The organism is Taylorella asinigenitalis ATCC 700933, from assembly GCF_000687755.1.
Classification (GTDB): domain Bacteria; phylum Pseudomonadota; class Gammaproteobacteria; order Burkholderiales; family Burkholderiaceae_B; genus Taylorella; species Taylorella asinigenitalis.
The window spans coordinates 132,250-149,666 of the sequence record NZ_JHXN01000002.1; the positions used below are offsets into that span (position 1 = coordinate 132,250).

A 17,417-nucleotide genomic window follows, 5' to 3' on the forward strand; every position below is an offset into this window, starting at 1 on the left:
AATGGATAAAAAAGAATTTAAAGAATTTGGATTTCACTCAAAAATCCTAGAAAACATTTCAAATACAGGCTATCTGCATGCCACCCCGATACAGGCCTTATCATTTCCACCAATATTAGAAGGGCGTGATGTGATGGGTGCTGCACAGACAGGGACAGGGAAGACAGCGGCATTTACATTGCCACTTTTAAATAGAATGATCCCAAAGGCAAGCTTCAGCACATCTCCCGCAAAGCATCCAGTACGCATGCTTGTACTGACACCGACGCGAGAGTTAGCGGAGCAAATTTCTAAAAATGTCATTGCATATGCAGATGGTTTGCCGCTAAGAACTTCTCTTATTTACGGAGGCGTGGATTTTAATGCTCAAAAGCATGAGCTTATGCGAGGTGCTGATATTGTTATAGCCACTCCTGGCAGGCTACTTGATCATGTTGAGCAGAGAACTATTAATTTGAATCAAGTTGAATTTCTGATTTTGGATGAGGCTGATAGGATGTTGGATATGGGTTTTATGCCCGACCTATTAAAGATTCTTGCTCAACTTCCAAGCAGAAGGCAAAGTCTATTATATTCAGCGACATTTAGCGATAACATTCGCTCGCTTGCTCAAAAGTTTTTGCATGATCCAGTTGAGATAACAGTTGCATCAAATAATTCGACAGCTTCTACGATTACGCAAGAGATTTTTAGTGTGAGTGAAGCGGAAAAAAATGCAGCTCTGCTCTATCTTCTTGCCTCACGTAATTTTAATAATGTAATTATTTTCTCAAACAGAAAAATAACCTGTAAAAATCTTGAGCGATATTTAAATAATTTAGACTTATCGGCTCAATCTCTTCATGGAGATAAAACGCAAAGCGAGAGAACAAAAGCTTTGAATTTATTTAAAAGTGCGAAATGCAATATTCTAGTTGCTACTGATGTTGCTGCACGTGGACTTGATATTAGTGATGTGGATGCCGTGATTAATTATGAGCTCCCACCGACATCTGAAGATTATGTACACCGCATAGGAAGGACAGGAAGGGCTGGAAGAAAGGGCATTGCCATCTCAATGTATTCAAGCGATGAGAAAGAAAGTTTGCATGAAATTGAAACCTTGATTGGAACGAAATTTAGAAGTACAAAACTTAGCATTCCTGATATGTTTAAGATAAATTTTTCAAGTAACAACAGGGGAAACTTGCAATCAATTAAAGAGGAATTTAATAAAAATAAATTCTTCTATAAGCCCTATGAAGAAGAGGAAGCTCCGTTATCAACGCAAGAATTTAATTCCAAAAAACCTAAACTTTATAACAAAAATGTGCCAGCTTTACTAAGAAGAAAGTAACTCTTGCACAAGCATTTTTATATCTGACGGGCCTGAATTCGTATGTCCTTGGTCGTTTTCGAGCATCCTCTTAAGATGTAGAATGTGGGGAAGCATCGTTCCATAAAAGATATTTGAGCCATTTTTTTGGATCAGTATCGTGGGAAAATCCTCTACATCCAAGTCGTCCAAAAGCTCTGGATCCTCTTCAATGTCAACCCATAAAAATAGCTCTTTGCGTTCTTGGCTTAGTTTTTTAAAGGCATCATAGAATTCAACGCAAGTTCTACACCATTGAGCACAATAACAAACAACAATAGCATCAAATGATTTTATGGTTTCGGCTAATTCATTTGCTTTTGGCTTAAGTGGTGAAGTAAATATCATTTTCTTAAAGCGTTCAAACACTCTTCCACTAATTGTGGTCCGTGATAAATTAAGCCAGTGTATATTTGAATTGCATTTGCCCCAGCAGCAATTGTCTCCTTAGCGGCATCGCCAGATTGAATTCCACCCACTCCAATAATCGCTTTATCGCTTGATAGTTTTTCTCTTAGTCTTCTGATTACACGCAATGACATTTGATGAAGCATAGGTCCAGATAAGCCTCCAGTCTGCGATGCAAGTTCGTGATTAGCTATTGACTGGCGCGAAATTGTAGTATTTGTGGCAATGACTCCCTCAATATGATGCTCTGTTATTAGAGCGGCAATCTCATCAATTTGCTCATCCTCTAGGTCTGGAGCTATTTTTAGAGCAATTGGTACATAACGGTGATAGTTTTTTTGCAATTCAAGGCGTTTTTCGTGAAGAGTTTTAAGTAAATCTTCTAAGGAACTTGAGTTTTGTAAGTCCCGTAAATTTTTTGTATTAGGGGAGGAAATGTTTATGCTTACATAATCTGCATAAGGATATACTCCTTCTAATCCAATTAAATAATCTTGCGTTGCTTCTTCAATAGGTGTGTCAGCATTTTTACCGATATTTAAACCTAAAATTCCACCGTTTTTTTGAAATGAGCTTTGTTTAACGTTTTGAATAAATGCATCCAAACCATTATTATTAAAACCCATCCTGTTAATTAAAGCACTATGCTCTGGAATGCGATATAACCTAGGTCTTGGATTGCCTGGTTGTGCTCTTGGTGTCACCGTGCCGATTTCAAGAAAACCGAAACCAAGCCCTGCTAAAACATCAATATAATCCCCATTTTTATCAAGACCAGCAGCTAAGCCTACAGGATTTTTAACCTTCAAACCCATAAACTCAGTTTCAAGCGGTGGAAATGATTTTTGCAGAAATCGTCTAAGTATTGGATTGTTTGAATATTTCTTAAGCTGATTCAAAGTCCATACATGAGCATCTTCTGCGTTCATATTGAATAAGAATCTACGGACGTAGTGGTATGGATTAAAGCTCATAGTTAAGAAATAATATTATTGGATTCAATCGAGAACTTAGCCGTAGGTATTTGTCCGCTTGCTAAGGCATTTTGAGTTTCAGGTAAGAAATAGTGTTTTAAAGTTGTATAAATGGTGCCAAAAGCAAGTTCATCCCATGGAATTTCATCTTGATCAAAAAAACCAATTTCAAGGGTTTCTTCGCAAGGATTAAAATCAATATCAAGCAAGTCCGCTAAATACATAATATGTACTTGACTTACATATGGGACATCTATAATCGTAAACAGTCCCTTGATATTAACTTTAGCTGAAGCTTCTTCCATGGTTTCTCGAATTGCTCCTTCTGTGGATCCCTCTTTAAGTTCAAGAAATCCTGCTGGCAATGTCCACTTTCCATATCTAGGCTCGATACCTCTTTTACATAGAAGAACTTTCCCCTCATATATTGTTAAAGTACCAGCCACTACAAGAGGATTTCTATAGTGAACGGCTCCACAATTTAAGCAGACATCACGTTCACGATTATCTCCAGGAGGAATCATATGTGTTAACTCACTACCACATTGTGTACAAAATTTCTGCTTAATAGGAGCGGGATGTAATTCGGGCATAATCAAACCTGTTTTGAATCTTCTATATTGTAGACTAGAAAACAATTAGTGGTATTAAGGTTACACTTCTAGCTTAAATATATAAACATTAATTATTTTCGTTAAACAAAAATAAACCCTATGCTATACTTATTAACTTCACTATTTCCTAGGCACTCGTGGTGAAATAGGTAGACACAAGAGACTTAAAATCTCTCGGACATTTACGTCCGTGCCGGTTCGATTCCGGCCGAGTGCACCAAAGAGATGGTATATTGAGTTTCTTGATTTGATACCTTATACTTTTTTTCTTTATTTTGGAAGCTTGGCAGAGCGGTTGAATGCACCGGTCTTGAAAACCGGCGAGGGTTTGTAGCCCTCCGTGAGTTCGAATCTCACAGCTTCCGCCACTTTAAATAGTGAGTCTTGTCGGGGCATAGCGCAGTCTGGTAGCGCATCTGGTTTGGGACCAGAGGGTCGTAGGTTCGAATCCTACTGTCCCGACCATTTCACTCTCTTTAGTATATCCCCTAAATAAATTTTCATAGTTTTTCTCTAAAATGTTCTCTATAGATATGAATCTAGGGGGTATTTTTATGAAAAAAAATATTATGAAAGCACTAACATTAAGTATGTTTATGTTGGTCGCATCTAATTCCATCAATGCTCAAACTAAGACTGATGCGGATCTTGAAGCCTCTATACAAAGAGGAAAACAAGTTGCTCAAGTTTGTGTGGCCTGTCATGGCGAAAACTTTCAGGGCATTGTTGTATCTGAAGACGAGGTCAGACCTCGTTTGACTGGTTTAAATAAAGATTATTTAAAACATCAAATCGAATCATTCAAAAACAATTCTCGTGAAAGCATAATTATGTCCCCGATGGCAGGCATATTGGACGACGCAAAAGCAGAGGATGTTTTTAATTACATAGCATCATTGCCAGTTATTAAAGATACTAAAAATATTGATGAATCATTGTTAGCTAAAGGAAAAAAATTAGTCTACGAAGGGGATTGGGACAGAAATATTCCACCCTGTATGGGCTGTCATGGGCTTGATGCCTATGGAGTCGGTTCAACTTTCCCTAATATAAACGGTCAATCATCTGAATACATAAAAGCCCAGATTAAATCTTGGAAGGACGGTAAAAGAAATAACGATACTCTACATCTAATGAAAACTATAGCTAGTTATTTAGAAGAGGATGATATCAATGCAGTTGCAGCTTGGCTTGCTTCACAACCAGCTAAAAGAGGGGAGAAATAAGATGATTAAAAAGATTCTGACAGTTACTCTTAGTATTTTTATGAGTGTATCTTTCACAAATGTCTTGGCACAAAAGATTTCTAAAATGGGTGCTGATCTCACTCAAGAAGAAAGAGAATATCTTAAAAAAATGCTTCCTGGTTTTCCAGAACCAAAAGATGATGAATTTGTACATATTCCTCCAACCATGGAAGATTTAGAGGCTAGTGATTTAAATCCAAAACTTAAAGAAGTTATTAAAAGAGGTAGAGATCTTTTTGTAAACACACAGCAGCTTCGCGGTAAAAACGTTTTTAATAATTTAAATTGTTCGAACTGTCACATGGCTGAGGGACGTAGGCCGTTCGCAGGTCCAGTTTGGCCAGCTATAGTTACATTGCCAGATTTTAGAGGAAAAAATGGTCACGTTAATAATTTTGAAGAGCGTATAGTTGGCTGTTTCTCTTATTCTATGAATGGAAAATCACCCGAGTATGGTAGCGATGATATGGTTGCTATAGCCGCATATCATCAGTGGTTAGCTAAGGGTGTTCCTATGTATCCTGGAGTTAAGATATATGGTCGTGGATTTCCTAAAATGCAGGACCCTCAAGAGAAGCCTACAATTGCTAGAGGTAAGGATAAGTACATAAAAAATTGCTCTGTTTGCCATGGAGAAGATGGACAGGGGGTTGTTCAAGGAGACCACGTTGTTTTTCCTCCATTGTGGGGTGATAATTCATATAACTGGGGTGCGGGAACTGTTCGTAATTTCACATTAGCTACGTTTATTAGATATAACATGCCGTTTGGTCATGGTGGATCAGTAAGCGAACAAGATGCGTGGGATATTGCACAATTCGTTAATTCGCAAGAGAGACCACAAGACCCCCGTTACACAGGTGATGTGAAAGAGACTCAAGAAAAATTCTTTAAAACATTCCATAAACACACGCAATATGCAAATGAATTGGATGGAAAAGTATTGGGTAACCATTCTAATACTGGATCTAAGCCCTTCTTAAAGCCCGAACTTCTAAGGCCTAGGACTTTCACACCATCAAAAGAGTAAAAATAAGGGGCTATCTAAGCCCCTTTATTTGATTGTTTCCCCCAATCCACACCCCATTGGTCATATGGATTTATATCCCATATAACTGATTTTATGAATGTCTCATGTTCATACAAAGCTATGATTGAACCTAAGACTCTTGGTGTAAGCTCTTTGTATTTAATTGAATTTGAAGGGGTTGTTCCTTTTAATTTTTGAGAGGGTGGAAGGTTTGCACAAGCATTGCCAAAATATAAAAGTTCTCTTTGATGTTTATATTCTTCGAACAAATCAGTCAAACTCTCATTTACAATAAAATCTACGCTAGTTGGGTGCATTCCCTGATGCAGCCATTGAAAATAAGTATGATGTGCTTGTGTACAGTTCAAGCCCCACACAACGCCTTCGGTAGACAGCTCCACAGCATCACCTGAGATCGTTACAGATTTTCCGAGCGATTCCATTTTAAGTTGCTGTAGATATGGATTTAAGTACTTTAACTTAGGGTCATAGATGGCAATGTTTGTGCTTTTATGCTCAAAAATATTTTGATTTATTATGGAGTGCATGGCCATAAGTATTGGTATATTTGAGGGCGTCTCTTGCTCCCTGAAATGCTTATCTATTATTTGTGCGCCCTTAATAAATTCGCTGTAGGCATCAGCTCCGCATGCTATTGCAGCCGTCAAACTATACATAGTCCAAAGAGAAAATCTACCTAATATACCATCTGGTACAAATTTATTTTCGATAGGAATTTCAAGTTCATCTAGTAATTCATTATTTTCAGAAATTCCAATTATGTTTTTGAACGTATCTTTGGGTTTTTCCTTTTTAAGCCATTCTTTTACCTGATTAAGATTTGATATAACTTCCTTTGTTTTTAAGGTTCTTGAGACTACGACAACTAATGTTGACTCTGCGTCAAGCCTTTGGGGTAGATGACCATTTAAGTTAGGGTCAAAGGAAGATAGAAATATTATTTCTGGGCTTTGTGGATTTTTGAAAGCATCAACAAGAAGCTTAGTTCCCCATTCATTGCCACCGATACCTATATGTATAACGGTCTTAATTCTATCTATATGTGAAAATTCTTTTTGGTATCTTTCAAAGAAGCCATCGTAGTTATTTCTTTCAAAAAGATGATTAGATGGATTCCCTATAACTGGTTCAAAAATTTTCTTTCGTTTATTGTGAAAATCTCTTAGGTTAAGAAGATTCTCAAATAGCTCAACAGTTTTTGAAGATTTCTTTTGAAAAGTAAAATCGAGAGTTAAATTTCCAATTTCATGTTCATCAGGCTCTGGTGTGAATTTTATAGAATGCACTTGATTAGCAAATTCATCCCAAACTGTGCGAAATTTTGTTGTGGTAATATTTTTTGAATTATCCATAATCATTGCTGAACATGAGTTGTCCAATTATAAAACCTTAACAATATGAGCAAGCCGACTACACAGATAAAAAAAGCAGTTTTTCCCGTGTTTGGGTATGGGACACGGTTTTTGCCTATAACGAAAGCATTGCCAAAGGAGATGCTACCAATAATCGACAAGCCACTTTTGCATTACGCTGTAAAAGAGGCCGTGGATGCGGGTATCGAGGATTTGATTTTTATTGTGGGCGGTAATCGACAAAGTATCGAAGATTATTTTGATAGAAATCTATTGCTCGAATCAAAGCTTAGGGAAGAGGGAAAAGAGGATTTGCTTCGCATGGTAGAGGAAATTGTTCCTTCAAATGTGAATTGTATTTTTATTCGCCAACATGCACCGATAGGCCTAGGGCATGCGGTTCTTCAAGCTAGACCTGCAATTGGGGATGAGCCGTTTGCGGTTTTGTTAGTGGATGATTTGTTTTATTGTGAAGAACAGGAGCCTTCTGCGTTAAAAAAATTGATTAATACCTATTTTGAGACGAGAAGCACAGTCATTGCCACCCATGAGGTGGGGCGGGACATAATTCAAAATTACGGTGTTATCGAGGGCATTTTAGATAGCGAGACAGGAAGCTATGTTTTAAGTGATATTATTGAGAAGCCCAATCCAAGCCTTGCTCCATCAAATATGGCTATTTTGGGACGTTATGTGCTAGAGCCTGATATTTTCGAGAGTTTGCGTCAGACGCAGCCAGGAAAAAACGGGGAAATCCAACTTACAGACGGTATTGGGAGGCTACTGAAAAGTAAGCAAGTCAGGGCTTTACCCATCACTAATCTTCACTTTGATTGCGGCTCTAGAGAGGGATGGTATAGGGCCAATATGTTCTATGGTCGTAAAGTTTATGGATTTAAAGAGTAAGTTGTCTTCTCGATTTTTTGATTACATGGCAGATTTGCAATCCAAGTCTCAAGCGATTGTCCTCCAATTTCTAAATCTGGATTGAGTTCTCTTAGAGGCACTAAAACAAAAGCTCTTTGTGTGATACGAGGATGCGGTATTGTGAGTCTATCGCCCTTTATTTGCATATCATCAAACAACAATATATCTAAATCGATTGTACGGGGTGCGTTTTTATAGGGTCTTTGACGGCCTAGGTCCAACTCTATTTTTTGCATAATCGAAAGCAATTCAAATGGATCTAGTGAGGTATTTATTTGAATAACGGCATTAAGATAGTCTTCACCGTCGCTTTCTACAGGACTTGTTTTATAAACACTTGAAGTTGCTAAAAGCTCGATATCATCGCATTCTACAAGCTTTGATATCGCCTTATTGATATACGATAGCTCATCGCCTAGATTCGCTCCCAGACCTATAAAAACCTTATGCACTCTGTAGATTCTCAGTCACTATTATGACATTGGATTTTTTCTTGCGTCGACGAGGTTTACGTCCTGAGCCAGGCTGATTTCGTGTGCTTTGTATAAATTTGTCAATCATGGACTTCTGCTCTTCCTGTGAAGCATTTGCAAGGTCCATCCACCATTGAGCTTTAATGCTGTCAGTCTGATTTGATGCGGCTCTAAGCTGCATAAATTCACATGCGGCCCTAAAATATGGGCTCGACATTACGCCTTTAAAGGACTTGGGTTTTTGATTATCGAGACGATATTGCATAATCCAAATCTCTCGAATCAAACCTAGGTGCCTTTTTTGAATTTGCAGCTTGCTTAATTGTTCCTCTAATACTTCAGAAATCGATTCTTGAAGTGCAAAGAACATATTCTGCTTATTCTCTTTTATAAGAGTATCAAAATGAGATTTAACTAGAGGCCATAATATCGCTGCATATAAATAGCTCGGATTAATGCTTTTGTTAAGACGTACTCTCTGGTCCGTGCGCTCAAAGGCAATTTGCAGAAATTTTTCACTACTCTCTAAGGCTAAAACCTTATCTAATAGTGGCAATGTCCCCTTATCCAATTTCAATTTTCGCAGCTCTCGAATGCAATATAGTGAGTCACCGCAAGTTAGTAATTTGAATGTCTCATCAAATATACGCGAATCAGGTACATTGCTTATAAGGTGAGAGAGTCGACTTATCGGTTCATAAGTCGATGTGGCAATGTTTGCGCCTAATTTCCCCGCAAATCTGATAGCCCTCAACATACGAACTGGATCCTCACGGTAACGCTTCTCTGGCTCACCTATCATGCGTATCTGAAGATTTTTAATATCTCTAAACCCGTTATGATAGTCATACACTATTTCATCAATCGGGTCGTAGTACATCGCATTAATTGTGAAATCGCGGCGCTCTGCATCCGTCTCAATCGTTCCATAATTATTATCCGATAGAATTCGGCCATCAGAGTCTTCAGGCAATTCACCAGATGCACGGAAAGTAGAGGTCTCAATAATCTCAGGACCAAACATCACATGAACCAATTTAAATCTTTTGCCAATGATTAACGCCCTTCGAAACAGTGGTTTTATTTCTAAGGGCGTTGCATCTGTGGTTACATCAAAGTCTTTTGGAACCTGTCCTAGCATTAAGTCACGTACGGCTCCCCCGACAATAAAGGCGGTGTGCCCGTGACTTCTAAGAACTTCACACACTTTGATGGCGTTTCTAGAGACTAATCGACGGTCAATTCCATGCACGGATTTAGGCACTTTTTTAAGCTTCGATTGATTAAAACCGAAGAAATTAGCGACCTTTGCTGAAATTGACGACATAGATAACAATTAGAATAAAAAGAAAATTATAGCCTAGATGATTCTAATCGGCTAATTACATCTTTAACAAATGGAATCGTTATAGTTCTTCTCTCAGAAAGAGACAACATATCTAAACTATCAATCAGATTGAATAGAAATTTCAAATCACGCGAACAATAAGAGTAAAGCCATTTGATAACATCATTTGGCAAGTCCCATCCCATTTCACGAGCTCTTTGAATCATTGCCACCCTAAGGGATTCATCTGATAATGTTTGCAGTTCATAAACAAGCCCCCATCCGAATCTATTTCTAAGGTCTTCTCTAATTTCAAGCTGCTTTGGGGGCTTATTACTACAGATGGCAATGCTTACGTCGCTACTCTCCGTCCCCGAAATTTGCAGCTTAGTAAAAAGATAAAAAAGTGCATCATATTGCTCAGCAGAAAATTCATGAATATCATCTAAGAAATAATTTTTCTCTTCAGTATTCAGATCCATAGAATTTTTTGGAAATGACTTAGAATCAAAATAAATTCCGCCATATTTATTTTGAAGAGCTTTTAGTAAATGTGTTTTTCCGCTTGATTCAAAACCCCAAATATAAATAACTGGAGGAAATCGTTTATTTAATATATTTATAAGTTCTTCGTTTGATATTGGATTGAAATTATCAAATGTTAGTTGCGGTTTTGTTAAAACCTGATTTATAAGCATTTGATTAGACATAGAATTTCTGTAGATGACTTTTTAATATAAAATATTGCCATTCATATTTTACTCTATCGGGACTTTTCCATGTCAAACCCTAAAACCCCCTTAACATATCGTGAAGCAGGCGTTGATATAGACGCTGGAGAGTCTTTAGTGCAACGTATCAAGCCTATTGCAGCTAAAACAAATAGAGATGGAGTCTTATCAGGAATAGGTGGGTTCGGTGGGCTTTTTCAAATTCCTTCAGGATATAAAGAACCAGTTCTAGTGTCAGGAACAGACGGTGTTGGTACAAAACTAAGATTAGCTTTCGAATGGCACAGACATGATACTGTTGGAATTGACCTTGTTGCTATGAGCGTTAATGACATACTTGTGCAAGGGGCCGAGCCTTTATATTTTCTTGATTATTTTGCTTGCGGAAAATTAAGCGTTGACATTGCCGCATCTGTAGTAGGTGGTGTGGGTACTGGATGTAAGATTTCAGGTTGTGCCTTGATAGGCGGTGAGACAGCCGAAATGCCTGGGATGTATCCTGAAGGTGAGTATGACCTAGCAGGATTCGCAGTTGGTATCGTTGAGAAAAGCAAGATTATCACAGGTGAATCAATTAAAGAGGGTGATATTATCCTAGGTCTTGGCTCAAGTGGGCCTCACTCAAATGGCTATTCATTGATTCGTAAAATTATTGATCTCACAGGTGCTAAACCAGATATGCCATTTGGAGAAAATCCATTTAAAAAATTCGCTGATTATGTTATGGCTCCAACCAGAATATACGTTAAGCCAGTGCTTGAAGCCATCAAAAAATTTGGCGATTCAATCAAGGGTATGGCTCATATAACAGGTGGTGGACTTACTGAAAATATTCCGCGTATTTTGAAAAATAATATTGCAGCTCAAATTAATAAAAATTCTTGGACTAAACCAGAGATTTTCAACTGGCTTCAATCACAGGGAAATGTCGAAGAAAGCGAGATGCTCCGCGTCTTTAACTGTGGCATAGGTTTTGTTATTGTTGTCGACCCTAAAGATGCACAGGCTTTAAAAACAATGCTCTCAGATAGTGGTGAAGTTGTGCATGAAATTGGTCAGATAGTCGCAAATACTGGCTTAGCCCCTCGAGTTATTTACGCTTAAGCAGTTTTCAAAAGCCTCCAAAACAAGCTTGTTTTTTTGGGGGCTAAAACAATCGATTCTAGTCCTATCTTCTATACTTCTTAACCATGTAAATTGGCGTTTTGCTAGTTGTCGCGTAGCTGCAATTCCTTTTTCAATCGCTTCTTCAAGACTAATTTGACCCTGAATGTATGCCCATAATTGACTATATCCAACACATCTTATCGATGGCAATGCCTCCGTTAAATCTCCTCTGTTGAATAGTCCCTGAACTTCTTCTAAAAATCCCATCTCCATCATTTTTAAAAATCGCTCGCGTATCTTTTGATGAAGAAGTTCTCTATTATCGGTTTCTAAACTTATTGTGCAAAATTCGTGTTCGCAGTCATTGTTTTTTTCGCTTGCTAAAAACTCAGACATCGGTTTTCCAGAAATTAAAAAAATTTCATATGCACGCGAAATTCTTTGACTGTCGTTAGGAGCTAATCTTGCGGCAGTAACAGGGTCAACCGCTTTTAAGGCTTTATGAATTTCTGGCCATCCGTACTCTTGAGCTTGTGCATCAATTCTTGCCCTAACTTCAGGGTCAGAGTGGGGAAGTTCATGTAGTCCCTCTCTTAATATTTTGTAATACATCATAGTTCCACCTACGATTAGGGGAATATGATTTCTAGAAGTTATTTCATCGATAAGTCTTAAAGCATCATTTCTAAAATCAGAAGCGTTATAAACTTCAGATGGATCACGAATATCAATCAAATGATGGGGACAATGCATCTCCTCTTTAGTTGGTTTAGCCGTTCCAATATTCATGCCTCGATATATAGTCGCTGAATCCATAACGATAATTTCAATTGGATATTTTTTTGCTATATAAAGAGCGGATTCAGACTTTCCAGACGCAGTGGGCCCAACGATACAAGCCACACGCATTATTTGCCTCGCATAAAAAGTTTATCCAAATCTTGCATCGACCATGCGTACCATGTAGGTCTACCATGGTTGCATAAATCGGCTCTATCGGTTGATTCCATTTGCCTTAAAATAGAATTCATCTCTGTGATGGAAATGCTATCGTTTGCCCTAAATGCATTATGACAAGCCATTGTTCCAAGAATCTCATTTCTTTGTTCTTCAAGAATAGAGGAACTTCCGTATTTCTCAAGGTCTTCGAACACATCTTGAATTAATGCGGAAATATTTGCACGGCTAAGGATACTTGGAACTCCCGTAACAGCCACTGAATTGGGACTTGTTTGACGCAAATGCAATCCCAATTCATTTAAAAAATCAGAATACTCCTCCAATAATATAAGCTGTTTTTCTGGAATATTTACTGATATTGGAATCAATAACTCCTGCACGGTTACACCCCCCTGTGAGGCCGAATCTTTAAGTTTTTCGTACACAATTCTTTCATGTGCAGCGTGCATATCAACGATAATTAATCCGTTTTTATTTTGTGCAAGAATATAAACACCATGAAGTTGACCTATCGCAAAACCCATAGGCAAGTCATCTTCCTCTTTTGGTGAGCTTTTTGGCGGCTCTTTAGGCTCACTTACAAACAAGGGCGCATATGATTCTAAGCTTCTTAAGTCGAACCCTTTTTGCGTTGGCAATGATTGTGCTTTATAAGCCGTGCGGTGCGGCTGTTCATTTTTAATTATTTCCTCTTGAGTACCATAGGATTTAGCCAATGTGTTTTTAAGAGTATTTTGAACAAACGAATATATGGCTGACTGATCTCTAAAACGAACTTCATATTTTGCTGGATGCACATTAACGTCTACCATTCCAGGATCAATATCTAAAAATAAGATATATGAGGGCTGTCTATCTCCATGTAATACATCGCTATATGCACTTTTTACGGCATGTGCCAATGACCTATCTCTCACAAATCTGCCATTTACAAAAAGATATTGTTTATCTGTTCTTGACTTAGCTTCAGAAGGTTTAATAATTAACCCTCTTAGAGTGCACAAAGAAGTGCTTTCATCAACTTTAAAAACGCTAGTTAGATAATCGGCTCCCACAACATCTTTAATGCGATGAATAAATTGGGATGCATTCCATTGTGAATATATTTTGTCGTTGTGAAAAACTCTAAAAGTGATTTCTGGATTAGCTATCGCTATTTTTTTTATGATATCAATGCAGTGAGAAAATTCTGTCGCCTCAGTTTTTAAAAACTTTCTGCGAGCAGGTATTTCATCAAATATTTGATTGACTTCAACAGTGGTACCTTGTGAGCCGCTTGCAGCCGAGATTTCCAGTGAAGCACCATCAATTTGCCAAGCGTTTTTAGATTCTGGTATTCGTGATATTACTTTCAGTCTTGCGACTGATGCAATTGAGGCTAAAGCTTCACCCCTAAACCCCATGGACTTTACTTGCTCAAGTTCACTAAGCTCGCGAATTTTGCTAGTGGCATGACGAGTAACAGCTAAAGGTAATTCATCTTTCGGTATGCCAGATCCATTATCTCTAATATAAACTCTTCTGATACCACCCCCGTCAAGTCGTATTTCAATCTCTGTTGAGCCTGCATCGACAGAATTTTCTATCAGTTCCTTAACAACCGAGGAAGGTCTTTCAATCACTTCCCCAGCTGCAATCTGACTGATTAATCTATCAGGAAGAAGATGTATTTGTCTACGAATCGACATAAATTAGGATTTATAAGCAAGTGGAGGATTTGTGTCAAAATAATCATCCAACCCTCTAACAATAGCTTTTGCTACAGTTGGATGATTTTTTGAATTCATTAAAAAACTTTCCTCTTGAAGATTTGATATAAATGCTACTTCAATAAGAATAGAAGGAATATCTGGTGCCTTTAGAACAGCAAAACCAGCTTGTTCAACACGTCTGCTTTTTAAACCTTTTACTTTAGAAAGTGAGTTTAAGACACGATGTCCAATTTTAAGAGAATCATTAATTTGGGCTGTTGTTGATAGGTCAAGCAATACACTAGCAGTAGTCCTGTCATGAGAACTAATGTCAAGACCACCAATCAAATCTGCGGAATTCTCTTTTTTGGCTAACCATCTAGCAGCCGCACTAGATGCCCCTTTACGTGAGAGGGCGAATACTGAAGTTCCACGAGCTGTCCTATTAGTGAATGCATCTGCGTGTATAGAAACAAATACATCCGCTTTGACGCGTCTAGCTTTTTGAACGCGCACATGCAATGGAACAAAGAAATCAGCATCGCGAGTCATATAGGCTCTAGTATCTGACCTAGAATTTAATATATCTCGCAATCTTCTACCGATAGATAGAACTACATCTTTTTCCCGAGTACCACGTGCTCCAATTGCTCCAGGGTCTTCACCGCCATGTCCAGGGTCTATAGCAATTAGAATAGGACGTTTTTGCGAATTCTTTTTAATGGTTACTTGAGGTTGATGGTCTAAAGTAGAGCCTTTAGTGGGTAAATTTTCAATGCGTGGATTTTTCTGTGCAACTTGACCCGCAACTTTAGGTACTTCAACATCAGGCTTCGTATTTTGAAGTTGACTAATAATATTTGATAATGGATCGCTAGAGTCAGACTTCTGTGCCAAAGCCATTAGCGGATCTTTAGCTACTTTTGGATAAAGGTCTAATACAAGTCGATATTTGTAATTTCCTACAGGCTTTAAGGTAAAAACTTGTGGAACTATAGGCTCTTTTAAGTCAATAACTATTCTTACAACATTTGATCTATTTTGAGCTACACGTACCTGAGAAATATAAGGGTCGTTTGGCTTAATTTTTGAAATTAAAGAATTCAATGCAGCATTCATTTGAAGACCATCAAGGTCTACAACCAATCTATCTGGGCCATTTAATGTAAAGTGCTCATGCTTAATTGGAGAATTTAGCTCTAGAGTTACCCTAGTATACTCATCAGCTGGCCAAGTTCTAACCGCTAAGATTTGAGAAGTAGTTCCAGAATTTGTTGTAGCAGCTTGACTAGCGGGCTTTTGGAGTTGTAAATCCTTTGGATCTTTATTAACGGCAGGGGATGTCGTAGGCTTCGTGCTAGGTGGAGCCTTTGGAATCGGTATAGAATCCCCGCTTAAGGGACGTCCTAAAGGAGTGAATTTAAGCTGCTCATTAGAATTATTTAAATCGACTATAGGTGCATTAGCCGCTTTAGAAATTTTTGAAATAACGGGCAAAAACAAAGCGGCAGCACCTGCTGTAACAATGCGGCGCCTATTGTTCACTTTTTGTATATTTTGCTCATCATTGATAGACATGCAACTCCTCTATCTGAAAATGCATTGATTTTTGCAATTCGACCCTCTCCCTCATAGTATAAAGTAATATTCAAATCAGGTTGTGGCAATGTTTCCTTTGCCATCTCAGGCCACTCAATTATAGAAATTCCTGGTGAGCTTAAGGTGTCATTAAAACCAGCCTCAAACCATTCCAATGGATCATTAAATCTATAAAAATCAAAGTGATATAAGTATAATCTAGAAACTTTATAAGTTTCAAGCAGGGTATATGTTGGACTCTTTATTCGACCAATGACGCCAAATGTCCTAAGAAATTCCCTTGCTAATGAAGTTTTGCCCGAACCTAATTCCCCACTTAAATAAATTTTAAAATTAGGTTCAATACTTACGGGTTCATCATTCTTCTTGTATATAAGAGAATCGACGGCCTTCGCTAAGTTTTGACCTAATAGAAGAGTGTCCTTTTCTTGATGTAATTGAATTTCAAAAGTATCGGAAGTGTTCATCTAATAAGTAAAATAAATTAAGAAATTTGAAATCATAAGTAATTTTATTATTTGCTTAAAATTATGTCAGAAGAAAATAAGTTATGGATTGATAGATTTGTAGACTCATTATGGTTAGAAGAAGGTCTTTCTAAAAATACCTTAAATTCCTATCGTCTAGATTTAAATTCCCTAGACAAATTTTCTGCTGAAATTAGTAAAAATTCAAATTTACTTGAATTAAGTGCAAACAATCTGAACGACTGGTTGCAAAAACTGAGTGTTGAATCTAAACCTACAACTATCAATAGAAAATTAGCCACTGTAAGAAAATTCTACGCATGGGCAATTCGGCAAAATCTAATTAATAAAGATCCGTGTTTAGGACTTGTGACTAGAAAAGTCCCGCAGAGATTGCCTAAATCAATTAGCGAAGCTCAGGTAGAGGAGCTTTTGAACGCCCCCGACACTAAAACTGCCTCAGGTCTTAGAGATAAAGCGATGCTTGAAGTTTTGTATGCAACTGGGATGAGAGTAAGCGAACTCATTGCCATCAAAACAAATGAATTAAGTTTAGATGCGGGTGTTGTTAGAGTGACTATGGGAAAAGGGGCTAAAGATAGGCTGGTTCCAATAGGGGAGGAGGCAGAAATTCATGTAAAGAAATACTTAGAGGAAGGAAGGCCGCAGCTTGAACATCAAAAGAAAAATAATTTTGTTTTTCTAAATAAATATGGTCAGGCTATGACTAGGCAAGCTTTCTGGCAGATTATTAAGAAATATGCCAAATTTACAAGCATAAAAATTCCACTCTCACCACATGTACTAAGACATGCTTTTGCTACTCATCTTCTAAACCATGGGGCTGATTTGAGGGTTGTGCAGATGCTATTAGGACACGTAGATATTTCTACTACTCAGATTTATATTCATGTCGCTCGTGAGAGACTTAAATCAATACATCAAAAACATCACCCAAGGGCATAGAAAAATAGCCTCTTTGTTATAATTTAGAGTTTACACCCCGTAGTTCAATGGATAGAACAAATCCCTCCTAAGGATTAGATGCTGGTTCGATTCTGGCCGGGGTGGCCATGCGCTCTATCCTCCAATAGTGTCTTAAATATGCAACGTTATTTAAATAAAGAGTGATAGT

The 17,417-nt window shown here is 37.8% G+C and carries 17 protein-coding genes and 4 tRNA genes; 10 read left to right on the forward strand and 11 right to left on the reverse strand.

Annotated features, from left to right (window positions below; all coding sequences use genetic code 11):
- Window position 1 precedes the first annotated feature (1 nt).
- A complete protein-coding gene (locus T432_RS0102535; RefSeq protein WP_028884048.1) occupies window positions 2–1,336 on the forward strand; it encodes a DEAD/DEAH box helicase in 1,335 nt (444 codons plus the stop codon).
- Here T432_RS0102535 and T432_RS0102540 read toward each other — a convergent pair.
- Genes T432_RS0102540 through T432_RS0102550 form a run of 3 tightly spaced genes read right to left on the reverse strand, consistent with a single transcriptional unit; the run spans window position 1,322 to window position 3,329 of the window.
- On the reverse strand, window positions 1,322–1,702 hold the full coding sequence (locus tag T432_RS0102540) for a thioredoxin family protein (protein ID WP_028884049.1): 381 nt from the start codon (window positions 1,700–1,702) through the stop codon (window positions 1,322–1,324). The genes T432_RS0102535 and T432_RS0102540 overlap by 15 nt on opposite strands.
- Window positions 1,699–2,736, reverse strand: coding sequence for a quinone-dependent dihydroorotate dehydrogenase (locus T432_RS0102545; protein ID WP_028884050.1), 1,038 nt, complete (start codon window positions 2,734–2,736; stop codon window positions 1,699–1,701). The genes T432_RS0102540 and T432_RS0102545 overlap by 4 nt, the downstream gene beginning before the upstream one ends.
- A 2-nt stretch (window positions 2,737–2,738) precedes the next feature.
- Window positions 2,739–3,329: an NUDIX hydrolase gene (locus T432_RS0102550; RefSeq protein WP_028884051.1), complete on the reverse strand. Its 591-nt coding sequence runs from the start codon at window positions 3,327–3,329 to the stop codon at window positions 2,739–2,741.
- A gap of 152 nt (window positions 3,330–3,481) precedes the next feature.
- Here T432_RS0102550 and T432_RS0102555 point away from each other — a divergent pair.
- The 5 genes from T432_RS0102555 (at window position 3,482) to T432_RS0102575 (ending at window position 5,627) form a co-directional block, all read left to right on the forward strand.
- Window positions 3,482–3,570, forward strand: a tRNA-Leu gene (locus T432_RS0102555).
- Window positions 3,571–3,627: 57 nt separating this feature from the next.
- Window positions 3,628–3,718: transfer RNA gene (locus T432_RS0102560), tRNA-Ser, on the forward strand.
- 20 nt (window positions 3,719–3,738) lie between these two features.
- Window positions 3,739–3,815 (forward strand) — tRNA-Pro (locus T432_RS0102565).
- Window positions 3,816–3,904: 89 nt separating this feature from the next.
- Entirely contained in the window at window positions 3,905–4,576 is a 672-nt protein-coding gene (locus T432_RS0102570) for a c-type cytochrome (protein WP_028884052.1), read from the forward strand.
- 1 nt (window position 4,577) lies between these two features.
- Window positions 4,578–5,627 (forward strand): c-type cytochrome, encoded by a 1,050-nt coding sequence (locus T432_RS0102575; protein ID WP_028884053.1) that lies wholly within the window; start codon window positions 4,578–4,580, stop codon window positions 5,625–5,627.
- Between the two features lie 14 nt (window positions 5,628–5,641).
- Here the strand turns inward: T432_RS0102575 and T432_RS0102580 are convergent, their stop codons facing one another.
- A complete protein-coding gene (locus T432_RS0102580) occupies window positions 5,642–7,000 on the reverse strand; it encodes a phosphoglucose isomerase-related protein (protein WP_028884054.1) in 1,359 nt (452 codons plus the stop codon).
- A gap of 45 nt (window positions 7,001–7,045) precedes the next feature.
- On the opposite strand from T432_RS0102580, the gene galU reads away from it, so the two are divergent.
- Window positions 7,046–7,906, forward strand: coding sequence for a UTP--glucose-1-phosphate uridylyltransferase GalU (gene galU / locus T432_RS0102585; RefSeq protein WP_028884055.1), 861 nt, complete (start codon window positions 7,046–7,048; stop codon window positions 7,904–7,906).
- Here galU and folK read toward each other — a convergent pair.
- Genes folK through T432_RS0102600 form a run of 3 tightly spaced genes read right to left on the reverse strand, consistent with a single transcriptional unit; the run spans window position 7,888 to window position 10,437 of the window.
- On the reverse strand, window positions 7,888–8,379 hold the full coding sequence (folK, locus tag T432_RS0102590; RefSeq protein WP_028884056.1) for a 2-amino-4-hydroxy-6-hydroxymethyldihydropteridine diphosphokinase: 492 nt from the start codon (window positions 8,377–8,379) through the stop codon (window positions 7,888–7,890). The two genes, galU and folK, sit on opposite strands and share 19 nt — an antisense overlap.
- Window positions 8,372–9,727 carry a polynucleotide adenylyltransferase PcnB gene (gene pcnB / locus T432_RS0102595; RefSeq protein WP_028884057.1) on the reverse strand — a complete coding sequence of 452 codons (1,356 nt, stop codon included), beginning with the start codon at window positions 9,725–9,727 and terminating at the stop codon, window positions 8,372–8,374. Before pcnB ends, folK begins: the two co-directional genes overlap by 8 nt.
- Before the next feature lie 26 nt (window positions 9,728–9,753).
- A complete protein-coding gene (locus T432_RS0102600) occupies window positions 9,754–10,437 on the reverse strand; it encodes an HdaA/DnaA family protein (RefSeq protein ID WP_028884058.1) in 684 nt (227 codons plus the stop codon).
- 69 nt (window positions 10,438–10,506) lie between these two features.
- Between T432_RS0102600 and purM the strand changes: the two genes are divergently transcribed.
- Complete coding sequence (gene purM / locus T432_RS0102605; RefSeq protein ID WP_028884059.1) at window positions 10,507–11,562, forward strand: phosphoribosylformylglycinamidine cyclo-ligase; 1,056 nt, start codon at window positions 10,507–10,509, stop codon at window positions 11,560–11,562.
- Here the strand turns inward: purM and miaA are convergent.
- The 4 genes from miaA to tsaE are packed head-to-tail and all read right to left on the reverse strand — an operon-like array spanning window position 11,536 to window position 16,282.
- Complete coding sequence (miaA, locus tag T432_RS0102610) at window positions 11,536–12,474, reverse strand: tRNA (adenosine(37)-N6)-dimethylallyltransferase MiaA (protein ID WP_028884060.1); 939 nt, start codon at window positions 12,472–12,474, stop codon at window positions 11,536–11,538. The two genes, purM and miaA, sit on opposite strands and share 27 nt — an antisense overlap.
- Window positions 12,474–14,213 carry a DNA mismatch repair endonuclease MutL gene (gene mutL, locus T432_RS0102615; protein ID WP_028884061.1) on the reverse strand — a complete coding sequence of 580 codons (1,740 nt, stop codon included), beginning with the start codon at window positions 14,211–14,213 and terminating at the stop codon, window positions 12,474–12,476. Before mutL ends, miaA begins: the two co-directional genes overlap by 1 nt.
- Before the next feature lie 3 nt (window positions 14,214–14,216).
- On the reverse strand, window positions 14,217–15,794 hold the full coding sequence (locus tag T432_RS0102620) for an N-acetylmuramoyl-L-alanine amidase (RefSeq protein WP_028884062.1): 1,578 nt from the start codon (window positions 15,792–15,794) through the stop codon (window positions 14,217–14,219).
- On the reverse strand, window positions 15,758–16,282 hold the full coding sequence (tsaE, locus tag T432_RS0102625; RefSeq protein WP_028884063.1) for a tRNA (adenosine(37)-N6)-threonylcarbamoyltransferase complex ATPase subunit type 1 TsaE: 525 nt from the start codon (window positions 16,280–16,282) through the stop codon (window positions 15,758–15,760). Before tsaE ends, T432_RS0102620 begins: the two co-directional genes overlap by 37 nt.
- Before the next feature lie 63 nt (window positions 16,283–16,345).
- Between tsaE and xerD the strand changes: the two genes are divergently transcribed.
- Entirely contained in the window at window positions 16,346–17,248 is a 903-nt protein-coding gene (xerD, locus tag T432_RS0102630; protein WP_028884064.1) for a site-specific tyrosine recombinase XerD, read from the forward strand.
- A 33-nt stretch (window positions 17,249–17,281) separates the two neighbouring features.
- Window positions 17,282–17,356 (forward strand) — tRNA-Arg (locus T432_RS0102635).
- The last annotated feature ends 61 nt before the right edge of the window (window positions 17,357–17,417 follow it).

Bases quoted from the DNA above. Each gene is read 5' to 3' on its own strand.
- T432_RS0102570 (WP_028884052.1), top strand. From the start codon at position 3,905: ATGAAAAAAAATATTATGAAAGCACTAACATTAAGTATGTTTATGTTG.
- T432_RS0102535 (WP_028884048.1), top strand. From the start codon at position 2: ATGGATAAAAAAGAATTTAAAGAATTTGGATTTCACTCAAAAATCCTA.
- T432_RS0102580 (WP_028884054.1), bottom strand. From the start codon at position 7,000: ATGGATAATTCAAAAAATATTACCACAACAAAATTTCGCACAGTTTGG.
- T432_RS0102550 (WP_028884051.1), bottom strand. From the start codon at position 3,329: ATGCCCGAATTACATCCCGCTCCTATTAAGCAGAAATTTTGTACACAA.
- purM (WP_028884059.1), top strand. From the start codon at position 10,507: ATGTCAAACCCTAAAACCCCCTTAACATATCGTGAAGCAGGCGTTGAT.
- miaA (WP_028884060.1), bottom strand. From the start codon at position 12,474: ATGCGTGTGGCTTGTATCGTTGGGCCCACTGCGTCTGGAAAGTCTGAA.
- xerD (WP_028884064.1), top strand. From the start codon at position 16,346: ATGTCAGAAGAAAATAAGTTATGGATTGATAGATTTGTAGACTCATTA.
- T432_RS0102600 (WP_028884058.1), bottom strand. From the start codon at position 10,437: ATGTCTAATCAAATGCTTATAAATCAGGTTTTAACAAAACCGCAACTA.
- tsaE (WP_028884063.1), bottom strand. From the start codon at position 16,282: ATGAACACTTCCGATACTTTTGAAATTCAATTACATCAAGAAAAGGAC.
- galU (WP_028884055.1), top strand. From the start codon at position 7,046: ATGAGCAAGCCGACTACACAGATAAAAAAAGCAGTTTTTCCCGTGTTT.
- pcnB (WP_028884057.1), bottom strand. From the start codon at position 9,727: ATGTCGTCAATTTCAGCAAAGGTCGCTAATTTCTTCGGTTTTAATCAA.
- T432_RS0102620 (WP_028884062.1), bottom strand. From the start codon at position 15,794: ATGTCTATCAATGATGAGCAAAATATACAAAAAGTGAACAATAGGCGC.
- T432_RS0102545 (WP_028884050.1), bottom strand. From the start codon at position 2,736: ATGAGCTTTAATCCATACCACTACGTCCGTAGATTCTTATTCAATATG.
- mutL (WP_028884061.1), bottom strand. From the start codon at position 14,213: ATGTCGATTCGTAGACAAATACATCTTCTTCCTGATAGATTAATCAGT.
- T432_RS0102575 (WP_028884053.1), top strand. From the start codon at position 4,578: ATGATTAAAAAGATTCTGACAGTTACTCTTAGTATTTTTATGAGTGTA.
- T432_RS0102540 (WP_028884049.1), bottom strand. From the start codon at position 1,702: ATGATATTTACTTCACCACTTAAGCCAAAAGCAAATGAATTAGCCGAA.